This window comes from Pseudomonas lurida (genome assembly GCF_002563895.1).
In the GTDB taxonomy this organism is placed as follows: domain Bacteria; phylum Pseudomonadota; class Gammaproteobacteria; order Pseudomonadales; family Pseudomonadaceae; genus Aquipseudomonas; species Aquipseudomonas lurida.
On record NZ_PDJB01000001.1, the window covers coordinates 4,153,069 to 4,168,721 of the forward strand.

19 protein-coding genes and 1 riboswitch are annotated in these 15,653 nt (G+C 61.4%); of the genes, 8 read left to right on the plus strand and 11 right to left on the minus strand.

What is annotated here, in order from left to right; genetic code table 11:
• Window positions 1–49 precede the first annotated feature (49 nt).
• Window positions 50–1,432: an aldehyde dehydrogenase family protein gene (locus ATH90_RS18770; RefSeq protein WP_098466999.1), complete on the plus strand. Its 1,383-nt coding sequence runs from the start codon at window positions 50–52 to the stop codon at window positions 1,430–1,432.
• Window positions 1,433–1,463: 31 nt separating this feature from the next.
• Here ATH90_RS18770 and ATH90_RS18775 read toward each other — a convergent pair whose 3' ends face one another.
• Window positions 1,464–2,372 carry a LysR family transcriptional regulator gene (locus ATH90_RS18775; RefSeq protein ID WP_098467000.1) on the minus strand — a complete coding sequence of 303 codons (909 nt, stop codon included), beginning with the start codon at window positions 2,370–2,372 and terminating at the stop codon, window positions 1,464–1,466.
• Window positions 2,373–2,483: 111 nt separating this feature from the next.
• Between ATH90_RS18775 and ATH90_RS18780 the strand changes: the two genes are divergently transcribed.
• Window positions 2,484–3,683, plus strand: coding sequence for an MFS transporter (locus tag ATH90_RS18780; RefSeq protein WP_098467001.1), 1,200 nt, complete (start codon window positions 2,484–2,486; stop codon window positions 3,681–3,683).
• A gap of 3 nt (window positions 3,684–3,686) precedes the next feature.
• Here ATH90_RS18780 and ATH90_RS18785 read toward each other — a convergent pair whose 3' ends face one another.
• Both ATH90_RS18785 and ATH90_RS18790 read right to left on the minus strand, forming a co-directional pair.
• The gene (locus tag ATH90_RS18785; RefSeq protein ID WP_034107641.1) at window positions 3,687–3,992 is read right to left on the minus strand and encodes a protealysin inhibitor emfourin; all 306 of its coding nucleotides are present in this window, start codon (window positions 3,990–3,992) and stop codon (window positions 3,687–3,689) included.
• Between the two features lie 14 nt (window positions 3,993–4,006).
• On the minus strand, window positions 4,007–5,068 hold the full coding sequence (locus ATH90_RS18790) for a M4 family metallopeptidase (protein ID WP_069077846.1): 1,062 nt from the start codon (window positions 5,066–5,068) through the stop codon (window positions 4,007–4,009).
• A gap of 130 nt (window positions 5,069–5,198) precedes the next feature.
• Between ATH90_RS18790 and ATH90_RS18795 the strand changes: the two genes are divergently transcribed.
• Window positions 5,199–6,125: a DNA/RNA non-specific endonuclease gene (locus ATH90_RS18795; protein WP_069077847.1), complete on the plus strand. Its 927-nt coding sequence runs from the start codon at window positions 5,199–5,201 to the stop codon at window positions 6,123–6,125.
• 564 nt (window positions 6,126–6,689) lie between these two features.
• On the opposite strand, the gene ATH90_RS18800 is transcribed toward ATH90_RS18795, so the two are convergent.
• Complete coding sequence (locus ATH90_RS18800) at window positions 6,690–7,133, minus strand: hypothetical protein (RefSeq protein WP_034107647.1); 444 nt, start codon at window positions 7,131–7,133, stop codon at window positions 6,690–6,692.
• Window positions 7,134–7,236: 103 nt separating this feature from the next.
• Window positions 7,237–7,431, plus strand: a riboswitch (cobalamin riboswitch).
• A 116-nt stretch (window positions 7,432–7,547) separates the two neighbouring features.
• Here ATH90_RS18800 and ATH90_RS18805 point away from each other — a divergent pair.
• Genes ATH90_RS18805 through ATH90_RS18815 form a run of 3 tightly spaced genes read left to right on the plus strand, consistent with a single transcriptional unit; the run spans window position 7,548 to window position 10,320 of the window.
• The gene (locus ATH90_RS18805; protein ID WP_069077850.1) at window positions 7,548–8,558 is read left to right on the plus strand and encodes an ABC transporter substrate-binding protein; all 1,011 of its coding nucleotides are present in this window, start codon (window positions 7,548–7,550) and stop codon (window positions 8,556–8,558) included.
• Window positions 8,555–9,559 carry a FecCD family ABC transporter permease gene (locus tag ATH90_RS18810; protein WP_034107651.1) on the plus strand — a complete coding sequence of 335 codons (1,005 nt, stop codon included), beginning with the start codon at window positions 8,555–8,557 and terminating at the stop codon, window positions 9,557–9,559. The genes ATH90_RS18805 and ATH90_RS18810 overlap by 4 nt, the downstream gene beginning before the upstream one ends.
• Window positions 9,556–10,320, plus strand: a complete 765-nt coding sequence (locus tag ATH90_RS18815) for an ABC transporter ATP-binding protein (RefSeq protein WP_034107652.1) — start codon at window positions 9,556–9,558, stop codon at window positions 10,318–10,320. The genes ATH90_RS18810 and ATH90_RS18815 overlap by 4 nt, the downstream gene beginning before the upstream one ends.
• A gap of 25 nt (window positions 10,321–10,345) precedes the next feature.
• Here the strand turns inward: ATH90_RS18815 and ATH90_RS18820 are convergent, their stop codons facing one another.
• The 7 genes from ATH90_RS18820 to ATH90_RS18850 all read right to left on the minus strand — a co-directional run bounded on the left by ATH90_RS18820 (window position 10,346) and on the right by ATH90_RS18850 (window position 14,189).
• Complete coding sequence (locus ATH90_RS18820) at window positions 10,346–10,843, minus strand: GNAT family N-acetyltransferase (protein ID WP_098467002.1); 498 nt, start codon at window positions 10,841–10,843, stop codon at window positions 10,346–10,348.
• Entirely contained in the window at window positions 10,840–11,064 is a 225-nt protein-coding gene (locus tag ATH90_RS18825) for a hypothetical protein (RefSeq protein ID WP_034107655.1), read from the minus strand. The genes ATH90_RS18820 and ATH90_RS18825 overlap by 4 nt, the downstream gene beginning before the upstream one ends.
• A gap of 58 nt (window positions 11,065–11,122) precedes the next feature.
• The gene (locus ATH90_RS18830) at window positions 11,123–11,581 is read right to left on the minus strand and encodes a GNAT family N-acetyltransferase (RefSeq protein ID WP_080758315.1); all 459 of its coding nucleotides are present in this window, start codon (window positions 11,579–11,581) and stop codon (window positions 11,123–11,125) included.
• Between the two features lie 36 nt (window positions 11,582–11,617).
• Window positions 11,618–12,562, minus strand: a complete 945-nt coding sequence (locus tag ATH90_RS18835; protein ID WP_098467003.1) for an alpha/beta hydrolase fold domain-containing protein — start codon at window positions 12,560–12,562, stop codon at window positions 11,618–11,620.
• Complete coding sequence (gene tspO / locus ATH90_RS18840; RefSeq protein WP_034107663.1) at window positions 12,562–13,002, minus strand: tryptophan-rich sensory protein TspO; 441 nt, start codon at window positions 13,000–13,002, stop codon at window positions 12,562–12,564. The genes ATH90_RS18835 and tspO overlap by 1 nt, the downstream gene beginning before the upstream one ends.
• Before the next feature lie 310 nt (window positions 13,003–13,312).
• Window positions 13,313–13,876: a nucleotidyltransferase family protein gene (locus tag ATH90_RS18845; protein WP_098467004.1), complete on the minus strand. Its 564-nt coding sequence runs from the start codon at window positions 13,874–13,876 to the stop codon at window positions 13,313–13,315.
• Between the two features lie 79 nt (window positions 13,877–13,955).
• Window positions 13,956–14,189 carry a hypothetical protein gene (locus ATH90_RS18850; RefSeq protein WP_034107666.1) on the minus strand — a complete coding sequence of 78 codons (234 nt, stop codon included), beginning with the start codon at window positions 14,187–14,189 and terminating at the stop codon, window positions 13,956–13,958.
• A gap of 244 nt (window positions 14,190–14,433) precedes the next feature.
• Between ATH90_RS18850 and ATH90_RS18855 the strand changes: the two genes are divergently transcribed.
• Together ATH90_RS18855 and ATH90_RS18860 are read left to right on the plus strand one after the other, a co-directional pair.
• Entirely contained in the window at window positions 14,434–15,129 is a 696-nt protein-coding gene (locus ATH90_RS18855; protein WP_098467005.1) for a DUF1963 domain-containing protein, read from the plus strand.
• 122 nt (window positions 15,130–15,251) lie between these two features.
• Entirely contained in the window at window positions 15,252–15,614 is a 363-nt protein-coding gene (locus ATH90_RS18860; RefSeq protein ID WP_034107668.1) for a hypothetical protein, read from the plus strand.
• The last annotated feature ends 39 nt before the right edge of the window (window positions 15,615–15,653 follow it).

Below are 15,653 nucleotides of genomic sequence, written 5' to 3' on the forward strand. Positions count from 1 at the left end.
TACAGCCCCGTACGCTGAACCCAACTCAACCCTTCAGCAGGACGGTGCCATGAACGCAACTACCCACGCCCTCTCCATCAACCCAGCCAACGGCGAGACGGTCGGCAGCTATCCCTACGAAACCGAGCAACAACTGGACGCCGCCCTCGACCGCGCCACCAGCGCCTTCCGCACGTGGCGCCGCCAGCCAGTGAGCCAGCGCGCCGAATTGCTGCTGGCGCTGGCCTGCGCCCTGCGCGAGCAAGGCGAAGACATGGCACAGATGATCACCCTGGAAATGGGCAAACCCATCGCCCAGGCCCGTGCCGAAATCGAAAAATGCGCACAACTGAGCGAATGGTACGCCGCCCACGGCCCGGCCATGCTTGCGCCGGAACCCACCCTGGTGGACAACGGCAGCGCCCAGATCGAGTACCGCCCGCTGGGCCCTATCTTTGCGGTAATGCCGTGGAACTTCCCGGTGTGGCAAGTGCTGCGCGGTGCGGTGCCGACCATGCTGGCCGGCAACACGTACGTGCTCAAACACGCACCGAACGTGATGGGCAGCGCTTACCTGATCCAGCAAGCCTTCCACAAAGCCGGTTTCGCCAAAGGCCTGTTTGAAGTAGTCAACGTGACCAACGACGGCGTGTCCAACGCTATCGCAGACCCGCGCATCGCCGCCGTTACCCTTACCGGCAGCGTACGTGCTGGTATCGCCATTGGCTCCCAGGCCGGCGCCGCGCTAAAAAAATGCGTGCTGGAACTGGGCGGCTCCGACCCGTTCATCGTGCTCAACGACGCCGACCTCGATGCAGCAGTGCAAGCCGCCCTGATCGGTCGTTTCCAGAACAGCGGCCAGGTCTGCGCCGCCGCCAAGCGCCTGATCATCGAGGAAGGCGTGGTGGAAGCCTTCACCGCGAAATTCCTGGAAGCCAGCCGTGCGATGGTGATGGGCGACCCGACGTCGACCGCGACCTACATCGGCCCGATGGCGCGTTTCGACCTGCGCGACGAGCTGCACGACCAGGTACAGGCCACGCTGGAAGAAGGTGCGACCCTGCTGTTGGGCGGCAATAAAGTGCAAGGCGCCGGCAACTATTACGAACCCACCGTACTGGCCAACGTCACCGACCAGATGACCTCGTTCAAACAGGAACTGTTCGGCCCGGTCGCCTCGATCATCACCGCCCGCGACGCCGACCACGCCGTGGCCCTGGCAAATGACAGCGAGTTCGGCCTCACGGCCAGCATCTTCACCACCGACCCGGCAAAGGCTCGCGATATCGCTGACCAGCTGGAAACCGGCGGCATCTTCGTCAACGCCTTCAGCGTCTCCGACCCTCGGGTGGCGTTTGGTGGAATCAAGAAGAGCGGTTTCGGACGAGAGTTATCGCACTTTGGCGTACGGGAATTCTGCAACGCACAGACGGTGTGGGTGGATCGCAAGTAAGACGCTTTGGTGGCGTGGGCAGTGGTGGACGCTATCGCTTCCCGAGCCCCGCCACCAATGCTTCCAGCACCACACGGACTTTGGGCAGCGCCTGGCGGTTTTTAACCCAGGCCAGTCTGATGGCTGCCCCTTCGGTGGCCAATTGCGGCAAGACCTCGACCAGCCTGCCCTCCTCCAGCGGTTGCTGGATCAACCAGGACGGCAGTTGCACGATCCCGCAACCGGCCAACGCGGCCTGCATCAAGCCATCGCCATTGCCGATCACCAGGTGCGGCGTCATCTGCCAGCGCCTCGGGGTGCCTTGTTCGCCCGCAAAGCTCCACGGGCTGACCCGTCCGTCCACCCAGCCATAGGCGATGCACCGATGGTGCTCAAGTTCACTGTCGGACGTCGGCACCCCATGGCTCGCCAGGTAGGCCGGCGAGGCGCACAAGGTATGCCATTCGTGGGCCAGCACCCGCTGGCCGACCGATTCCGGCCAGACATCCGCACCACCGACACGCACCACCACATCCACGCCCTCCTTGAACGGGTCGACGAATCCATCACCGAAGGACATTTGCGGCACCAAGGACGGGAACGCCTGCAGCAAAGGCAGCAGGGCCGGCACCACTTGGGCACGGCCGAACACACTCGGCAGGTCAATGCGCACATGTCCACGCGGTTCACTTTGCTCCGCGCGCAGCGACAGCTCGGCGTCCTCCAGGTCAGCGAGTACGCCCGTGCAGGTACGGTAGAACGCCACGCCAGCCTCGGTGAGGGATAAACGCCGCGTCGTGCGTTGGAACAGTCGAGTCCCCAGGCGTTTCTCCAATCGCGCGATGCTTTTACTGATGGCCGAGGCGGTCAGGTTCATTTTCTCGGCAGCGGCAGTAAAGCTGCCGTAGTCCGCGACACACACAAACACATCGATACCTTTCAAGCGTTCGGAAGAAAACATGGACGTCCTGTATTCGTGAACTCAGTTCAGGCTACTTGGTAAAAAGCATCCTAAATCAGAACTGCACTCAACAGTAAGCTGTCACCGTTAAACCCTGGTACTGAGGCTCGGATGCTGACCACGCTGAAAAACTACCCCTTGACCGTCAACCTGCTGCTGAGTGCGTCACTCGTGTTAACGCTCGCCAGGGCTATCACCCTGCCTTATCTCGTGATCTACCTGTCGGGCCAATTTGAATTGGGCGTCGCCGACATCGGCCTGGTGATCGGCAGTTCGCTGATCATCGGCTCAGTGTTGAGCCTGTATGGCGGCTTTCTGGTCGACAGCCAGCCTGGTTACCGGTTGATACTGGGCTGTTGCACGGTATTCACCCTGGGGTTTCTGGGGGCATTTATCACGCAGGATCTGTGGATATTCTTCACCTGCCTGGTCGCGATCAACCTGGCGTATGCCGTGATCGACATCGCGGTCAAATCCGGGTTCGGGCGGCTGCTTCCCGTCGATGCGCGTAGCGAAGCGTTTTCGATCAAATACACCCTGACCAATATCGGTTATGCGGTCGGCCCCTTCCTCGGTGCAGGGCTGGCCACACTGGCCATCAGCCTGCCCTTCCTGGCGTCGGCGGGGCTTGGGGTGGGGTTCTTTATCGTTTATGCCGTGTGGGGCGACAGGCATTGGGCGCCACCCCACGCAAGCCAAGCCGGCGCGCCGTTCCTAGCGGTGGGCAAATTGCTGCTCAATGACTACCGCCTTGTGTGCTTTACCTTGGGCGGGATCCTCAGCGCCGTGGTGTTTGGCCAGTTCACCGCTTACCTCTCGCAATACCTGGTCGTCACCACCACACCCGAGGCGGCGTACCGGATTATCAGCAGTGTGGTGGCAACCAACGCGGTGATGGTGATCAGCCTGCAATACCTGATCGGCAAGCGGATCACCCATCAGCACCTGCACCTATGGCTCGCAGGAGGGCTGGGCCTGTTCATTGTCGGCCTGGCGGGGTTTGGCTTGTCCAACTCGCTGATGTTCTGGGTGTTGTCCATGGCGATCTTCACCCTGGGAGAGATCATCGTGTTCCATGCCGAGTACATGTTCATCGACATCATCGCGCCCGAGCCTCTGCGAGGCATGTACTACGGCGCGCAAAACCTGGGCAACGTCGGCGCAGCCCTGGGGCCGGTGCTGTGCGGGATCGTGCTGTCGACACAGCCCGCCCACTCCATGTTCTACATGCTGGCGCTGTTCGTGATCGCGGGCGGTTTGCTATACAGCCTGGGCGCTTCCCTGGCGAGTACTGCAAACGCGCGCACCTGAACCTCAGCAGCGGATATGCCGACGCACGCACTGCACCAGCCCATCCAGCGCCTGCGACTTCACCGGGGCCAGTACGCACACGGTGTGCTCGCGCTGGCCCTCGGTCACCGTCAGGGTGTAATGCACCTCGCCCGGATTACCGCGCTCGGGCGCTTTGCTTTGCGGCAGCTGAAAGAAGTCAGAGGCCTCGATAAGCTGCCGCAACTCCTGCTGGTCCTGCTCGGGCAGCGTGTCCAGCTCCACCGTCTGCGGCTTGGCCAGGCCCGGAAAGAACCCAGGCCCACCGTTTTCCTTGATCGAAATGTGCATGGCTGTTCCTCACGTCAGACAGAAATGCCGACCGCTTTCCAACCCTCCTGGACCGCCTTCTGTTCATCCTTGTTCGCGCCGTAGAGTCGGCCGGCAACATCATGGGTAATGCGAGCAAAACGCAAAAACCCGGAGTTGGGCCGCAGTCGCGCATCACGCAGCGCGTCATACCAGATACGCCCCGCGCGCTCCCAGGCAAACCCGCCCAGCTTGGTCGCCACCTGGTAGAACGCATGGTTGGGAATGCCTGAATTGATATGCACCCCGCCATTGTCCTCGTAGGTTTGCACAAAATCATCCATGTGCCCGGGCTGAGGGTCCTTGCCCAGCAGCTTGTCGTCAAACGCCGTTCCGGGGGCTTTCATCGAGCGCAGGGCACTGCCTTTGATCTTCTGGGTGAACAGCCCTTTGCCGATCAGCCAATCGGCGTCTTGCGCGCGTTGCTTCAACGCGTATTGCTTGATCAACGAACCGAACACGTCCGACAGCGATTCGTTCAACGCCCCGGACTGGTTGAAGTACATCAGCTTGGCCTCGTCCTCGGTGACACCATGGGCCAACTCATGCCCGATCACGTCAAGGGCCACCGTGAAGCGGTTGAACAACTGCGCGTCCCCATCGCCAAACACCATCTGGGCCGAGTTCCAGAAGGCATTGTTGTAGTCCTGGCCAAAATGCACGGTCGCGTCCAGTGCCATGCCGGCGTCGTCGATGGAGTTGCGATCAAAGACCTCGTCAAAAAAATCGAACGTGGCGCCCAGGCCGTCATAGGCCTCGTCCACTGCGGCATCACCGCTGGCGGGCTGCCCTTCGCCACGGATCAGCGTGCCTGGCAGGCTATCGGTGCCGTTGGCGCTGTAGATCGATCGGCGCTTGCCTGCGCCCATGGCCAGGGCCATTTGCGCCGGGCCTTTGGCGGGCACGGCGACCATGCGCAACGAGCGGAACGTGCTGTCTTTGGCGCGCGTGCGCAACGCGACCTCCCGTTGCGCCTTGTCGCCGTTGCGCGCGATCTGGTCGAGCATATAGGGCGGTATCAGGCAGAAAATCGGGTTACGGTAATGGCGATCACACATTGGCTGGCTCCCTGTTGGCGTGTGGTGAACGTCCGGGTGACCGTTTGAGGATAGTCCCCAGGGGTTAACGCGCATCATCAATTGTCATTAACTTATGTTGCAGTCGTGTTTATCCAAGGAGGACTTACCGATGCCAGCACGTAAAGCCAAAATCGACCTTTCGTACCGCCCCAGGCTCGCCGACCTGCGCCCATTGATCGCGCCGAGCCCTACGCTACTGGAGGCGCGAGCGACGACGCCCCGTGTCACTTCGGCCAAAGACTTGAAGGACCGGGGCGGCTATGCCGAGGATTTTCTCGGCAGCTTCGGGGTGCCCTGGCCCACGGTCGAGGAGGCCTTGGCGGGCGATACACAGCAGCGCCTGGACTACACGCACTTCTCGATAACGATGTCACGCGCCAAGCGACTTGCGCTGTATGTGGGCGTCAACATCGACGGCGGCCAGCACGTGGACATTATTCGCAGCAACGACACCTGGGCCTACGACGGTCGCCTGCCGAACGATGCGCAGGTGGGCGAAGCGCTCTATGCCAGTAATGGCCTCGATCGCGGCCACCTGGTCCGCCGCCAAGACCCGAACTGGGGCGACGCGGCGCAAACCGCCAACGTCGATACCTTTCATTTCACCAACTGTTCGCCGCAGATGAGCGGGTTCAACCAGAAGACCTGGCTGGAGCTCGAAGACTACATCCTCGACAACACGCAACGCTGGAAAGCCCGGGCCACGGTGTTCACCGGCCCGGTGTTCGCTGACGACGACCGTGTGTACCGAGGCGTACAGATCCCGAAGGCCTTCTGGAAAGTCGTCGCCTACCTCAGCGACGACGGCAAGCCTTCTGCCAGTGCCTACATGATTGACCAGAGCCGCGAGCTCGGCCAGTTGGACCTGGTGTTCGGCCAGCTCAGGACCTACCAGCGCAGCGTGATCCAGATAGAACGCCTGACCGGCATCCGCTTCGCCAACCTCGCCGACTACGACGGTTTCAGCAACGAAGAACGCGCCACCGGCACACGAATTGAAGCACTGATACAAGGCCCCGAAGACATTCGTCTGTGACCAGCGCTTCAAACAGCACCCACCTGTTAAGCGTCGTCGACAACCATCGCTAACCACGATGCAAAGCGAGCCGCTCTTGATCTTGATCTTGATCTTGATCTTGCTTTTGATTTCAGGCGCCCCATCAAACACGCTGGCCGGAATTCGACAGGGATTTGGGGGGTAAACCGGCAGGGATGCCGGTTTAGCCGCCCCGCGCCATGGAGGGCGCGTGGCGGCGGCCCCCCAAATCCCTGTCGGATTACGGGCACACCGAGCCTAGGCGAGGTGCCGAGTGTTGGGGCAAGAGCCTTTTGGTTACTTTGGGGCTCTTTTCCAAAGTGACCCGCTGTAAGAGCGGAACCAATATCAGCCGTAACCTAAATAACGGATATGTACCCGGTCTGATCCAACATCCAGGTCGGCTATCAGGCCGCCTTCGCGGGCAAGCCCGCTCCCACATTTTTGGATCGCGGGGTGACAGGCAGATGGTGGTTGACGGTCAGGCCGCTTTCGCGAACAAGCCCGCTCCCACATTTCAGGATCGCAGGGTGACAGGCAGCAGGCGAGGCAACGGGCGGGCCCTCATTGCGCATTGATGTAATGAAACTGCGCCTGGGTTTTCTCGACCGCCGCACGCACTTTGTCTTTCTGCGCATCAGTGCCCGAGTAATAAATCTGCATCCCCTTCAAGTCCTGCCCCTCAACGGCTTTGCTGATCACGGCAACATCAACCGGCGTGCTGGCACCGATAATCAAAAAGAACACATCGCCCAAGCGCTTGGCATCGAGCAGTTCTCCCCTGAGGTAGGCGGCGTTTTGCTCACCGGCCATGGAAATCGCCAGGGTATCGCCGAACATCCCGCTTTTGGGGATGCTCATCGAGTGCAAACGGAGTTTGTCCGACCCGGCCGGCATCGACTTGACATAGGCGGTGGCGGCCTCGTCAAGAATCTGTTGTTCAGATTTACCTTGGGCGGCACAACCGGCGAGGGTGGCGACGAGGGCGAGCGCGACGAACGATTTCACTGTGTATTCCTTGTGATAAAGCGATCCATTGGCTGCGCATCATAGGAGCCCCACCATCAAAGAGCTACCGTTGGCTTCACGGCCTCCCGTTAAACCTCGCGATCGACTACCATACCGCGCCGGTTCCCAAACGGGACTAATAGGGAATCCGAAGCGCCGTACCCTCGCGCCAATCGGAACTGCCCCCGCAACTGTAGGTGCTGAGCCTGCTCCTTGATGCCACTGGACCTTGTCCGGGAAGGCCGGAGCCTGGCGACGATGCATCAGTCAGGAGACCTGCCGGCTCACGCTCAATAACTAACCGGCGGGGTGTCCGGGAAGGACACGCTTGCCTGCCTCAACCACAGCGCTCGAGGGTGTATTTCCAAACCGTGCCTCCCCAGTTCCACGTACGGTTCACTCGGAGATTGCTCCATGCTGCCACGCGTTACCGCCCTGCTTACCGGCATTGGCTTCTGTGCCCTGGCCCACGCTGCACCCACCCACTACCCGCTGACGGTGGAAAACTGCGGCAGCACCCTCACCTTCCAGCAAGCCCCTGCCCGCAGCGTGACCATCGGCCAGGCCGCCACCGAAATGCTGTATGCGCTGGGCGTGGGCGACAAGGTGGTGGGCACCTCGCTGTGGTTCAACAGCGTGTTGCCGCAATACAAGGCGCAGAACGACAGCATCGAGCGCCTGGCCAATAATGAGCCGAGCTTCGAGGCCGTGATCGCCAAGCGCCCGCAACTGGTGGCTGCCGAGCTGGAATGGGTGGTCGGGCCACAAGGCGTGGTCGGCACCCGTGAGCAATTTCATGAACTGAAGATTCCCACCTACCTGCTGCCCTCCGACTGCGAAGGCAAGGACAACCTGGTAGGCGCTGACGGCACGCGACTGGAGCCGTTCCACATCGAGACTATTTATAAGAGCATCAGCCAGCTGGCGCAGATTTTCGATGTACAGGATCGTGGCCTGCAGTTGAACGACGCACTCAAGGCCCGCCTGGCCAAGTCCGTCGCCACGGCACAGGGCAAAGGCCTCAAGCAGGCCAGCGCGCTGGTGTGGTTCTCCAGTTCGGAGATGGCCAGCGACCCTTACGTGGCCGGCCACAAAGGCATTCCGGAGTTCATGCTGCAAACCCTCGGCCTGTCCAACGTGGTGCAGTCCGATGAAGAGTGGCCCGCCGTCGGCTGGGAAACCATTGCCAAGGCCAACCCGACCTTCCTGGTGATCGCGCGCATGGACCGCCGCCGCTACCCCGCCGACGACCATGAAAAGAAACTGGCGTTTCTGCGCAGCGACCCGGTGACCCGCAACATGGACGCGGTGAAAAACAACCGCATTATCATCCTCGACGCCCTGGCGTTGCAGGCCAGCATCCGCATGTTCGATGGCCTTGAACAACTGGCCACGGCCATCGACGGCTACGACCTGCCGAAATGATGCGTACCCTGCTCGCCCTGGCCCTGCTCCTCGCCGCCGTACTCGCTGGCGTGGCCATCGGCGAAACCGCCATCTCGCCGCAGGTCGTGCTCCAGGTACTCGCCAACAAACTGTGGGCGGCCGGCTACGTGCTCGACCCCATCGATGAAGGCGTGGTGTGGAACTACCGCCTCACGCGCGCCCTGGTCGCCGCCGCCTGCGGTGCGGGGTTGGCGACCTGCGGGGTGATCCTGCAGTCGCTGTTGCGCAACCCGCTGGCCGATCCGTACCTGCTGGGCATCAGCGCCGGTGCCTCGACCGGCGCGGTGTTGGTGGCGTTGATGGGCGTGGGCGGCGGCTTGATTTCGTTGTCGGCCGGCGCGTTTGTCGGCGCGATGGCAGCATTTGCACTGGTGATCCTGTTGGCGCGTGCCAGTGGTTCGGCCAGCGGCACCGGCCAGATCATCCTCGCGGGCATCGCCGGCTCGCAGCTGTTCAATGCGCTCACCGCGTTCCTGATCACCAAGTCGGCCAGCTCCGAGCAAGCGCGCGGCATCATGTTCTGGCTGCTGGGCAACCTCAGCGGCGTACGCTGGCCCTCGGTGTGGCTGGCCGTGCCGGTGGCTGTCGCTGGCTTGGCCGTGTGCCTGTGGCACCGTCGCGCGCTGGATGCGTTCACCTTCGGCAGCGACTCGGCGGCATCCCTCGGCATCCCGGTGCGCCGCGTGCAGTTTGTACTGGTAGGCTGCGCAGCCCTGGTGACAGCGGTGATGGTGTCGATTGTCGGCTCCATCGGTTTTGTCGGGCTGGTGATTCCCCACGCCGTGCGCCTGCTGCTTGGCACCGGGCATTCGCGCTTGCTGCCGGCGAGTGCCTTGGGTGGCGCGCTGTTTTTGATTGCGGCGGATGTGCTGTCACGCACCTTGATCAAGGGCCAGGTGATACCGGTCGGCGTGGTCACTGCGCTGGTCGGCGCGCCGGTGTTTGCGCTGATCCTGATCGGCCGGAGAAACGCGCGATGACGGTGCTGAGCTGCACGGACCTGGGTTTCAAGGTGCGCGAGGTCGAGCTGCTGCGCGACATCCACCTGGAGGTTCACCTGGGCGAAACCCTCGGTATCGTCGGGCCGAACGGCTCCGGCAAATCCACCCTGCTCAAGTTGCTCGCCGGCTTGCGCACACCGGCGTCCGGCGAGGTGTTATTGGGTGGCCAGCGCTTGGGCAAGCTGTCGCGCCGCGCCATCGCGCAGCAACTGGCGGTGGTGGAACAGCAGGCTGACACCGACGACGCCATCCGCGTGTTCGACGCCGTGGCCCTGGGCCGTACGCCGTGGTTGTCGGCACTGAGCCCCTGGTCCAGCGAAGACGACGCCATCGTGAAACAGGCCTTGCATGACGTCGACGCCACCCACCTGAGCCAACGCGCCTGGCGCAGCCTTTCGGGCGGGGAACGCCAACGTGTGCACATCGCCCGCGCATTGGCGCAACGGCCGCAGATTCTGTTGCTGGATGAGCCGACCAATCACCTGGATATCCAGCACCAACTGGGGATTCTAAAAGGCGTGCAGGGCTTGCCCGTCACCACCTTGATTGCCCTGCATGACCTCAACCAGGCGCTGACCTGTGACCGCTTGGCGGTGCTGGATCACGGGCGGCTGGTGTCGCTGGGCAAACCGCTGGAGGTGCTGACACCGCAGCGCTTGCAGGAAACCTTCGGGGTGCAGGCGCATTACCTGACAGACCCATTTGATGGCGCGCAGATTCTGCGGTTGCGTCCGAACTGATCAGGATATTCGTGAGGGTATGGTGTTAGAGGCAACGCTGCATATGCGTCGTGCGCCACACTGGGTCCGCCTCCACGTCCACCACTTCAAAGCCTTGGCGAAGCCAAAAATCAATCGCTCCCGGTAAAAACGGATGGGTGTGCAGGTACATCGCCGCTACCCGATCCGCTGTGGCCAACGCCTCCAGCGCACGGTACAGCTCGCCCGCCAAGCCAAAGCGACGGAACGCCGGCCGCACAAACAGGCGCACCACCTCCACCGTCTTGAGGCCCTGGTAATTTAACTGCGGGAAACGCCCGTCATAGGGCAAATAACCAATGGCAGCGACGATCTGGCCCTCATCACGCGCGACAAGAAATCGCCCATCGCCGTGCAGATAGATCGCCTCGAACTGCGCCAGGTCCGCCGGCATCCCCGTCGCGCTGAGCGTGGGGAACAGCTCGGCACGGGCCGCCAGCACAAACGCCAGCACCTCTGGGATATCCGCGGCCTTGACCGCCTGAATGATCGGCCTTGGGCTCATGCCACCTCGATCTGCGTAATCCCCACCACCTGCGCCTGCTCCAGAATTTGCTCCGGCGTCGCATCAGCAGGCGGCAGGATCAAGCCATTCTCCGCATCGCCAAAATGCAACTGCAGCAAGTGCAACGCCGCTTCATGCATCGCCAACTCGGGTTGCTTGAGTTCGAACACATGGGTGCGGGGTTCGTCGTTGAACCGGTAGTCGAGGGTGTATTCGCGCATGGGGAAGTCCTTGTTGAGGGAGAGGAGCAACTGATTAACCTGACCAGTTGATCAGGTTTTAAGTTCCCAGGCCCTCCGCTCGTTCATAACGAAGATAGCCATGAGAACCGGTCCCCACCTGCACAAACCCTGCGCGCTCATACATCAGCCGGGCTGGGTTGTCGGGGCGCACGCTCAAACTCAAATGCGTGCAACCACCGTCCCTCGCCGCCACCGCATACGCCTCCAGCAACGCCCGACCGATGCCCTTGCGCCGCTCAGCTTCGCTGACATTGATCGTGTAAAGCTCGGCGAAGCCTTCCTCGGGTTTCCAGAGCGAATAACCGACGAACTGCCCGTCCAGCGCAGCGACCGTCAACCGCTCGAAGTTGTCCACCCACAGCGCGAGGTTGCGCTCCACCTGCGAGCGCCAACCGGCTTCGTGAGTGGGTTCCCATTGCTGGATGTAGGCCAACTCCCCTCGGTAGACTGACGGAAGGTCGGTCACACGCGCCGGGCGTAGGGTCAATGCGTTCACGGGCACGTGCTTTCCTTGGTTTGAAGAGGCGTAAGACTACTTGGACGCTGGAAGACTGAGTACTGCCCCACTCACTCGACGGCTTATCCATTCGCGGCTGTAGGCAAGCACTGCTGCCCCCATCACCACCGGAAAATGAATAAACCCATGCGCCGCCTCTGGCAACAAATGTGCCTCAGCGCCAGGCCACCGCTCTGCGATCAACAGTGTGTCATCCTTCAACGGGTCCAGTTCGCCGACAAACATCAACGCTGGCGGCATGCCGCTGAAGTCACCATACAGGGGTGACAACGGCGGCTGCCGACGCTCGTCATCGCTCAACCCCGGCGTCAGCATGCGCAGCGCCTCGACCATGCCCGGCCCGTCCAGCAGCAATGTTTGCGGCCCCGCCGCGCGTACGCTCGGCGTTCCAGTCAAATCGTAGACGCCGTAATACAACACCGCTGCGCGCACACGCTGGAGCAGCTCCGGCCACTGCTTGAGCGCCAGCAACGTCGCCGCCGCCAGATGCCCGCCGGCCGATTCGCCGACCACGATCACCGGCAGGCCGGCAAACTCTTCAGTGGTGAGCAACCAACGCGCCGCCGCCAGGCAGTCGTCCATCAGGCCCTCGACCGGCGTGTCGACCGCCAGCCGATAATCCACCGACACCACCGCCACGTCACAGGCATTGACCATGCCCAGGTTGAGGTCGTCATCCATCTGCGCATTGCCGATCACCCAGCCGCCACCGTGGATATCCAGCACCACGCCCTTGGGCTTGCCGCTTGGGCGCAGGATGCGCACGGGTACAGAGCCTACGGGTCGGCTTTCAGCCACGGGCGAGCGCTTGATCTTTTGGCTGGCGCGCAGCAATGCCTGGATCAAGCGCGGCGTGATGCGATTACGGATTTTAAAGCGCGGCAGCCAGGCGAGCTTTTGGTTGAAGCGGCGCATCTCGGCCCGTTCAGGCTCACTGGCAGGCCAGGGTTTATGGGCCATCAGCGGTTATTCCGCAGGATCGAGAAGTTCAGCGCCGCCGCCACACACAGCCACGCCAGGTAAGGGAACAGGATCAAGCCGGTGATCAGGTCCAGGCGCACCGCCAGTACCACCATCGCCGCCACGGTCACCCACAGCACCGCGATAATCACCATTCCGGCGAGGATGCGATGGGCACCGAAGAACACCGGTGTCCACAGCGTGTTCAACGCAATCTGCGCTGCCCACAATGCCAACACCACCTCACTGCCCGGGATGAGGCTGAGGCGATAACCGGCCCAGGCCAGCAAGAGGTAGATAATCGTCCACGCCACCGGGAATAACCAATTGGGTGGGGTGAAGCTGGGCTTTACGAGGGATTCATACCAGGCGCCGGGTTTGAAGATAATGCCGGTACTGGCAGCGGCGATGCAGGCAAGCAGGAAGATGAAGAAAGTCATGGTCGGTCCTTGGTTGAGCATTTCAATGCTTGGACGTGTCGCACACGGGTAAAAGTTCACTGCCGATCTACCGGTGGGCACTGGCAGTGCGGGGTATCTTTATCGCCTGACCTACCGCTTTCGCAGCCTCGCTGAAGCTCGACAGCGCCCACAGGGGGGCTGCTGTGCTGCTGCATTCCAGTGTGTCTAACGATGGGATTTCAGCCGTGACCACGATCAACTGTGGGAGCAGTCGAGCCCCAGCGAGGCTGCGAAGGGTTCGCCACGCCCTACCGACCCACACCGTGCAGGCATCACCGCCATACTCACGCTAGTCAGGCGCCACAATCCTCAACCAAGGCCACCGCGCCTGATAACTGCTGGCCTTGCGCGCAAACAGCTCCCGCTCCGGATGCCGCGGGTTGATACGCAGCACGCCCTGCGCGACATCCTCCAACCCATAGGGCGCATACACCTCGCCCGTCGCAATCTCCAAACCGATGCACGTACCCGCCACCAGGTAACGGTCGATGCCCTGCTTGGCGGTGTGCAACTGCGGGTAAGGCCGGCCAAACCGCTGACCGTACCAAAGGTGCACCCGCGCCTGGTTCTTCACCTCGACGTTCACGCCCAGGTCTTGGAACAGCGTTTCAGCGGAGCGGATCACCGCATCTTCGGCCTCGTAGGAAAGGTCCGTATCGAAGTAGAAAACGTCGTAGTCCTTGACGCCCTGGGCCGCAGGCAAATTCGACTGATGATTCCACACCGCCTGGAACAGGCAGCCCGCCGTGAGAAAGCACTGGTCCACACCAAGGTCGGGCAGGCGCGCGGTGATTTCGGCGTTGATGGGGTTGGCCATGGCCAGGTTGAGCAGGGTTTTAACGGTCAATGTCATGTGCGCTCCTTCGCGAAAAGACCAGACGGTGATCTTTAATTGACTCCTGGGTAAGCGTCGACGATCTGGACGCTGAACATCAGCCCTTCAGCTCACCCGCACGGTGAGTCGCCGCGTCATCGTAAACCACATACAACGACTCGGCGATCTGGCTCTTGATCGCCTTGGTGGCCTCAAGCCCCAGTACAAAACCTTCAGCCTTACCGCCAGCACGGTTGAGTTCTTCGTGGGTGGAAGCGCCGGTGATGGCGTCGAAAAGCTTGGTGGCGTGAGGGCCGACACCTTTAGGGAGGGAAATCTGGTCGATGGACATAGGCGATACCTTGGGAGAATGAGATCGGTAGCGCGTGAAACCACTGCCGGGGGTGGCATGGTAGACCTGTTTGGCCTGAAACGGTCCGCTTTCGGCAAGAAGCAAATGGTTATGCCAGGGTTACACGGGATTAACTGCATACCCTGCGACAGCAGAAAGTTGCCAGCGTAGAAGGCATCAATACGAGGCAAATTCTTGTAACGTGGGTTCTATCCCTTGGATGCAAGGAAGGTTTACACCCCCTATGGATATCCACGACATCAAACAACGCCTGGCTCGCCCAGCACTCAAACTCATCGCCGGCGGCTTTCGCCCTGCGGGCACCGATGAAGAGAGTTGGCTGGGTAACGTCTTTCTGTTCCGCGCCGACGAAGGCATCCCCACCAATAAGGCCGGGGAAACGTTGCTGCCCTACGCGCAGTTCTACTTGCCCGCCCTGCCCTTCAACAGCCCGGCACTGGAGGGGGTTCGGGTGTTGACGCTGTTTGTGTCGAACCCGTTCCCCGAGCATTTTGAACCCATGGGGGATAACTGGCTGATACGCGAATACGGGCCGGACGATGTACTGGTGCGTAAAACCCTGCCGGTGCCGGGTGCGTTTCTCAAGCCGTTTCCCTTGAAGACGGAACACGTGCCGCAGGATTACCCGCTGTGGGATGGCGGCGGCGTTCCTGCTGAGCTTGAGCAGCACATACTCCACCTGGAACGCGCCGGGGTGATACAGAGTTATTACGACTTGGTGACCCACACCTATGAGCATAAGCTCGGCGGCTATCCGTCGTTCTGCCAGTCGGGTGTCGATCCAGGCGAAGGGTTTGAATTTGTGTTCCAGATTTCGTCGGATGCGAAAATCCAGCTGAATGTAGTGGATAACGGAAGCTTGATGTTCTGGAAGCACCGCGTCACGGGCGAATGGGCGCTTTATTATGATTTTTATTGAGCGAGATGCGATACACAGGTTGCGGGGTTACAAGGACACCGAGGTGATCCTTTCGCAGCCTCGCCTAAGCTCGACGATTCCTACCTTTAATCTGCGGCGCTTGTCTGCATTCGGAGCTTTACATGGCCCTGTCCAAACGTGCAATCGCCGGTATTGAACGCCAACTGGTCGCTGCACTGACTGAGGCGTGCGAAACGGCCAAGGCTGAAATCCCGGGGTTTGAATGGCTGACGCATACGGTCAACTACGCTGACTTCCCTCATAGCCTGCGCATCACCTGGATCTTCGACACCCGCGCGAACAAGGAGCATGCCGTGGCGACAGGATTGGACGCTCGCCTGCGCGAACTCACGGCCGCCGCCCTGCACGATGCAGAAATCCCACCCGTGCCGTTGCAGCGCTGCGTTCAACTTGACTGCGAAGAAGCCTGCCAAACCCAGCACGGCGGTAATTGGCGTTTGCGCCTGACCCGCTCCGCCAACTAGAGCCTGGCGCCGAACTGCTGGATAATGCCTCGCCCTGCT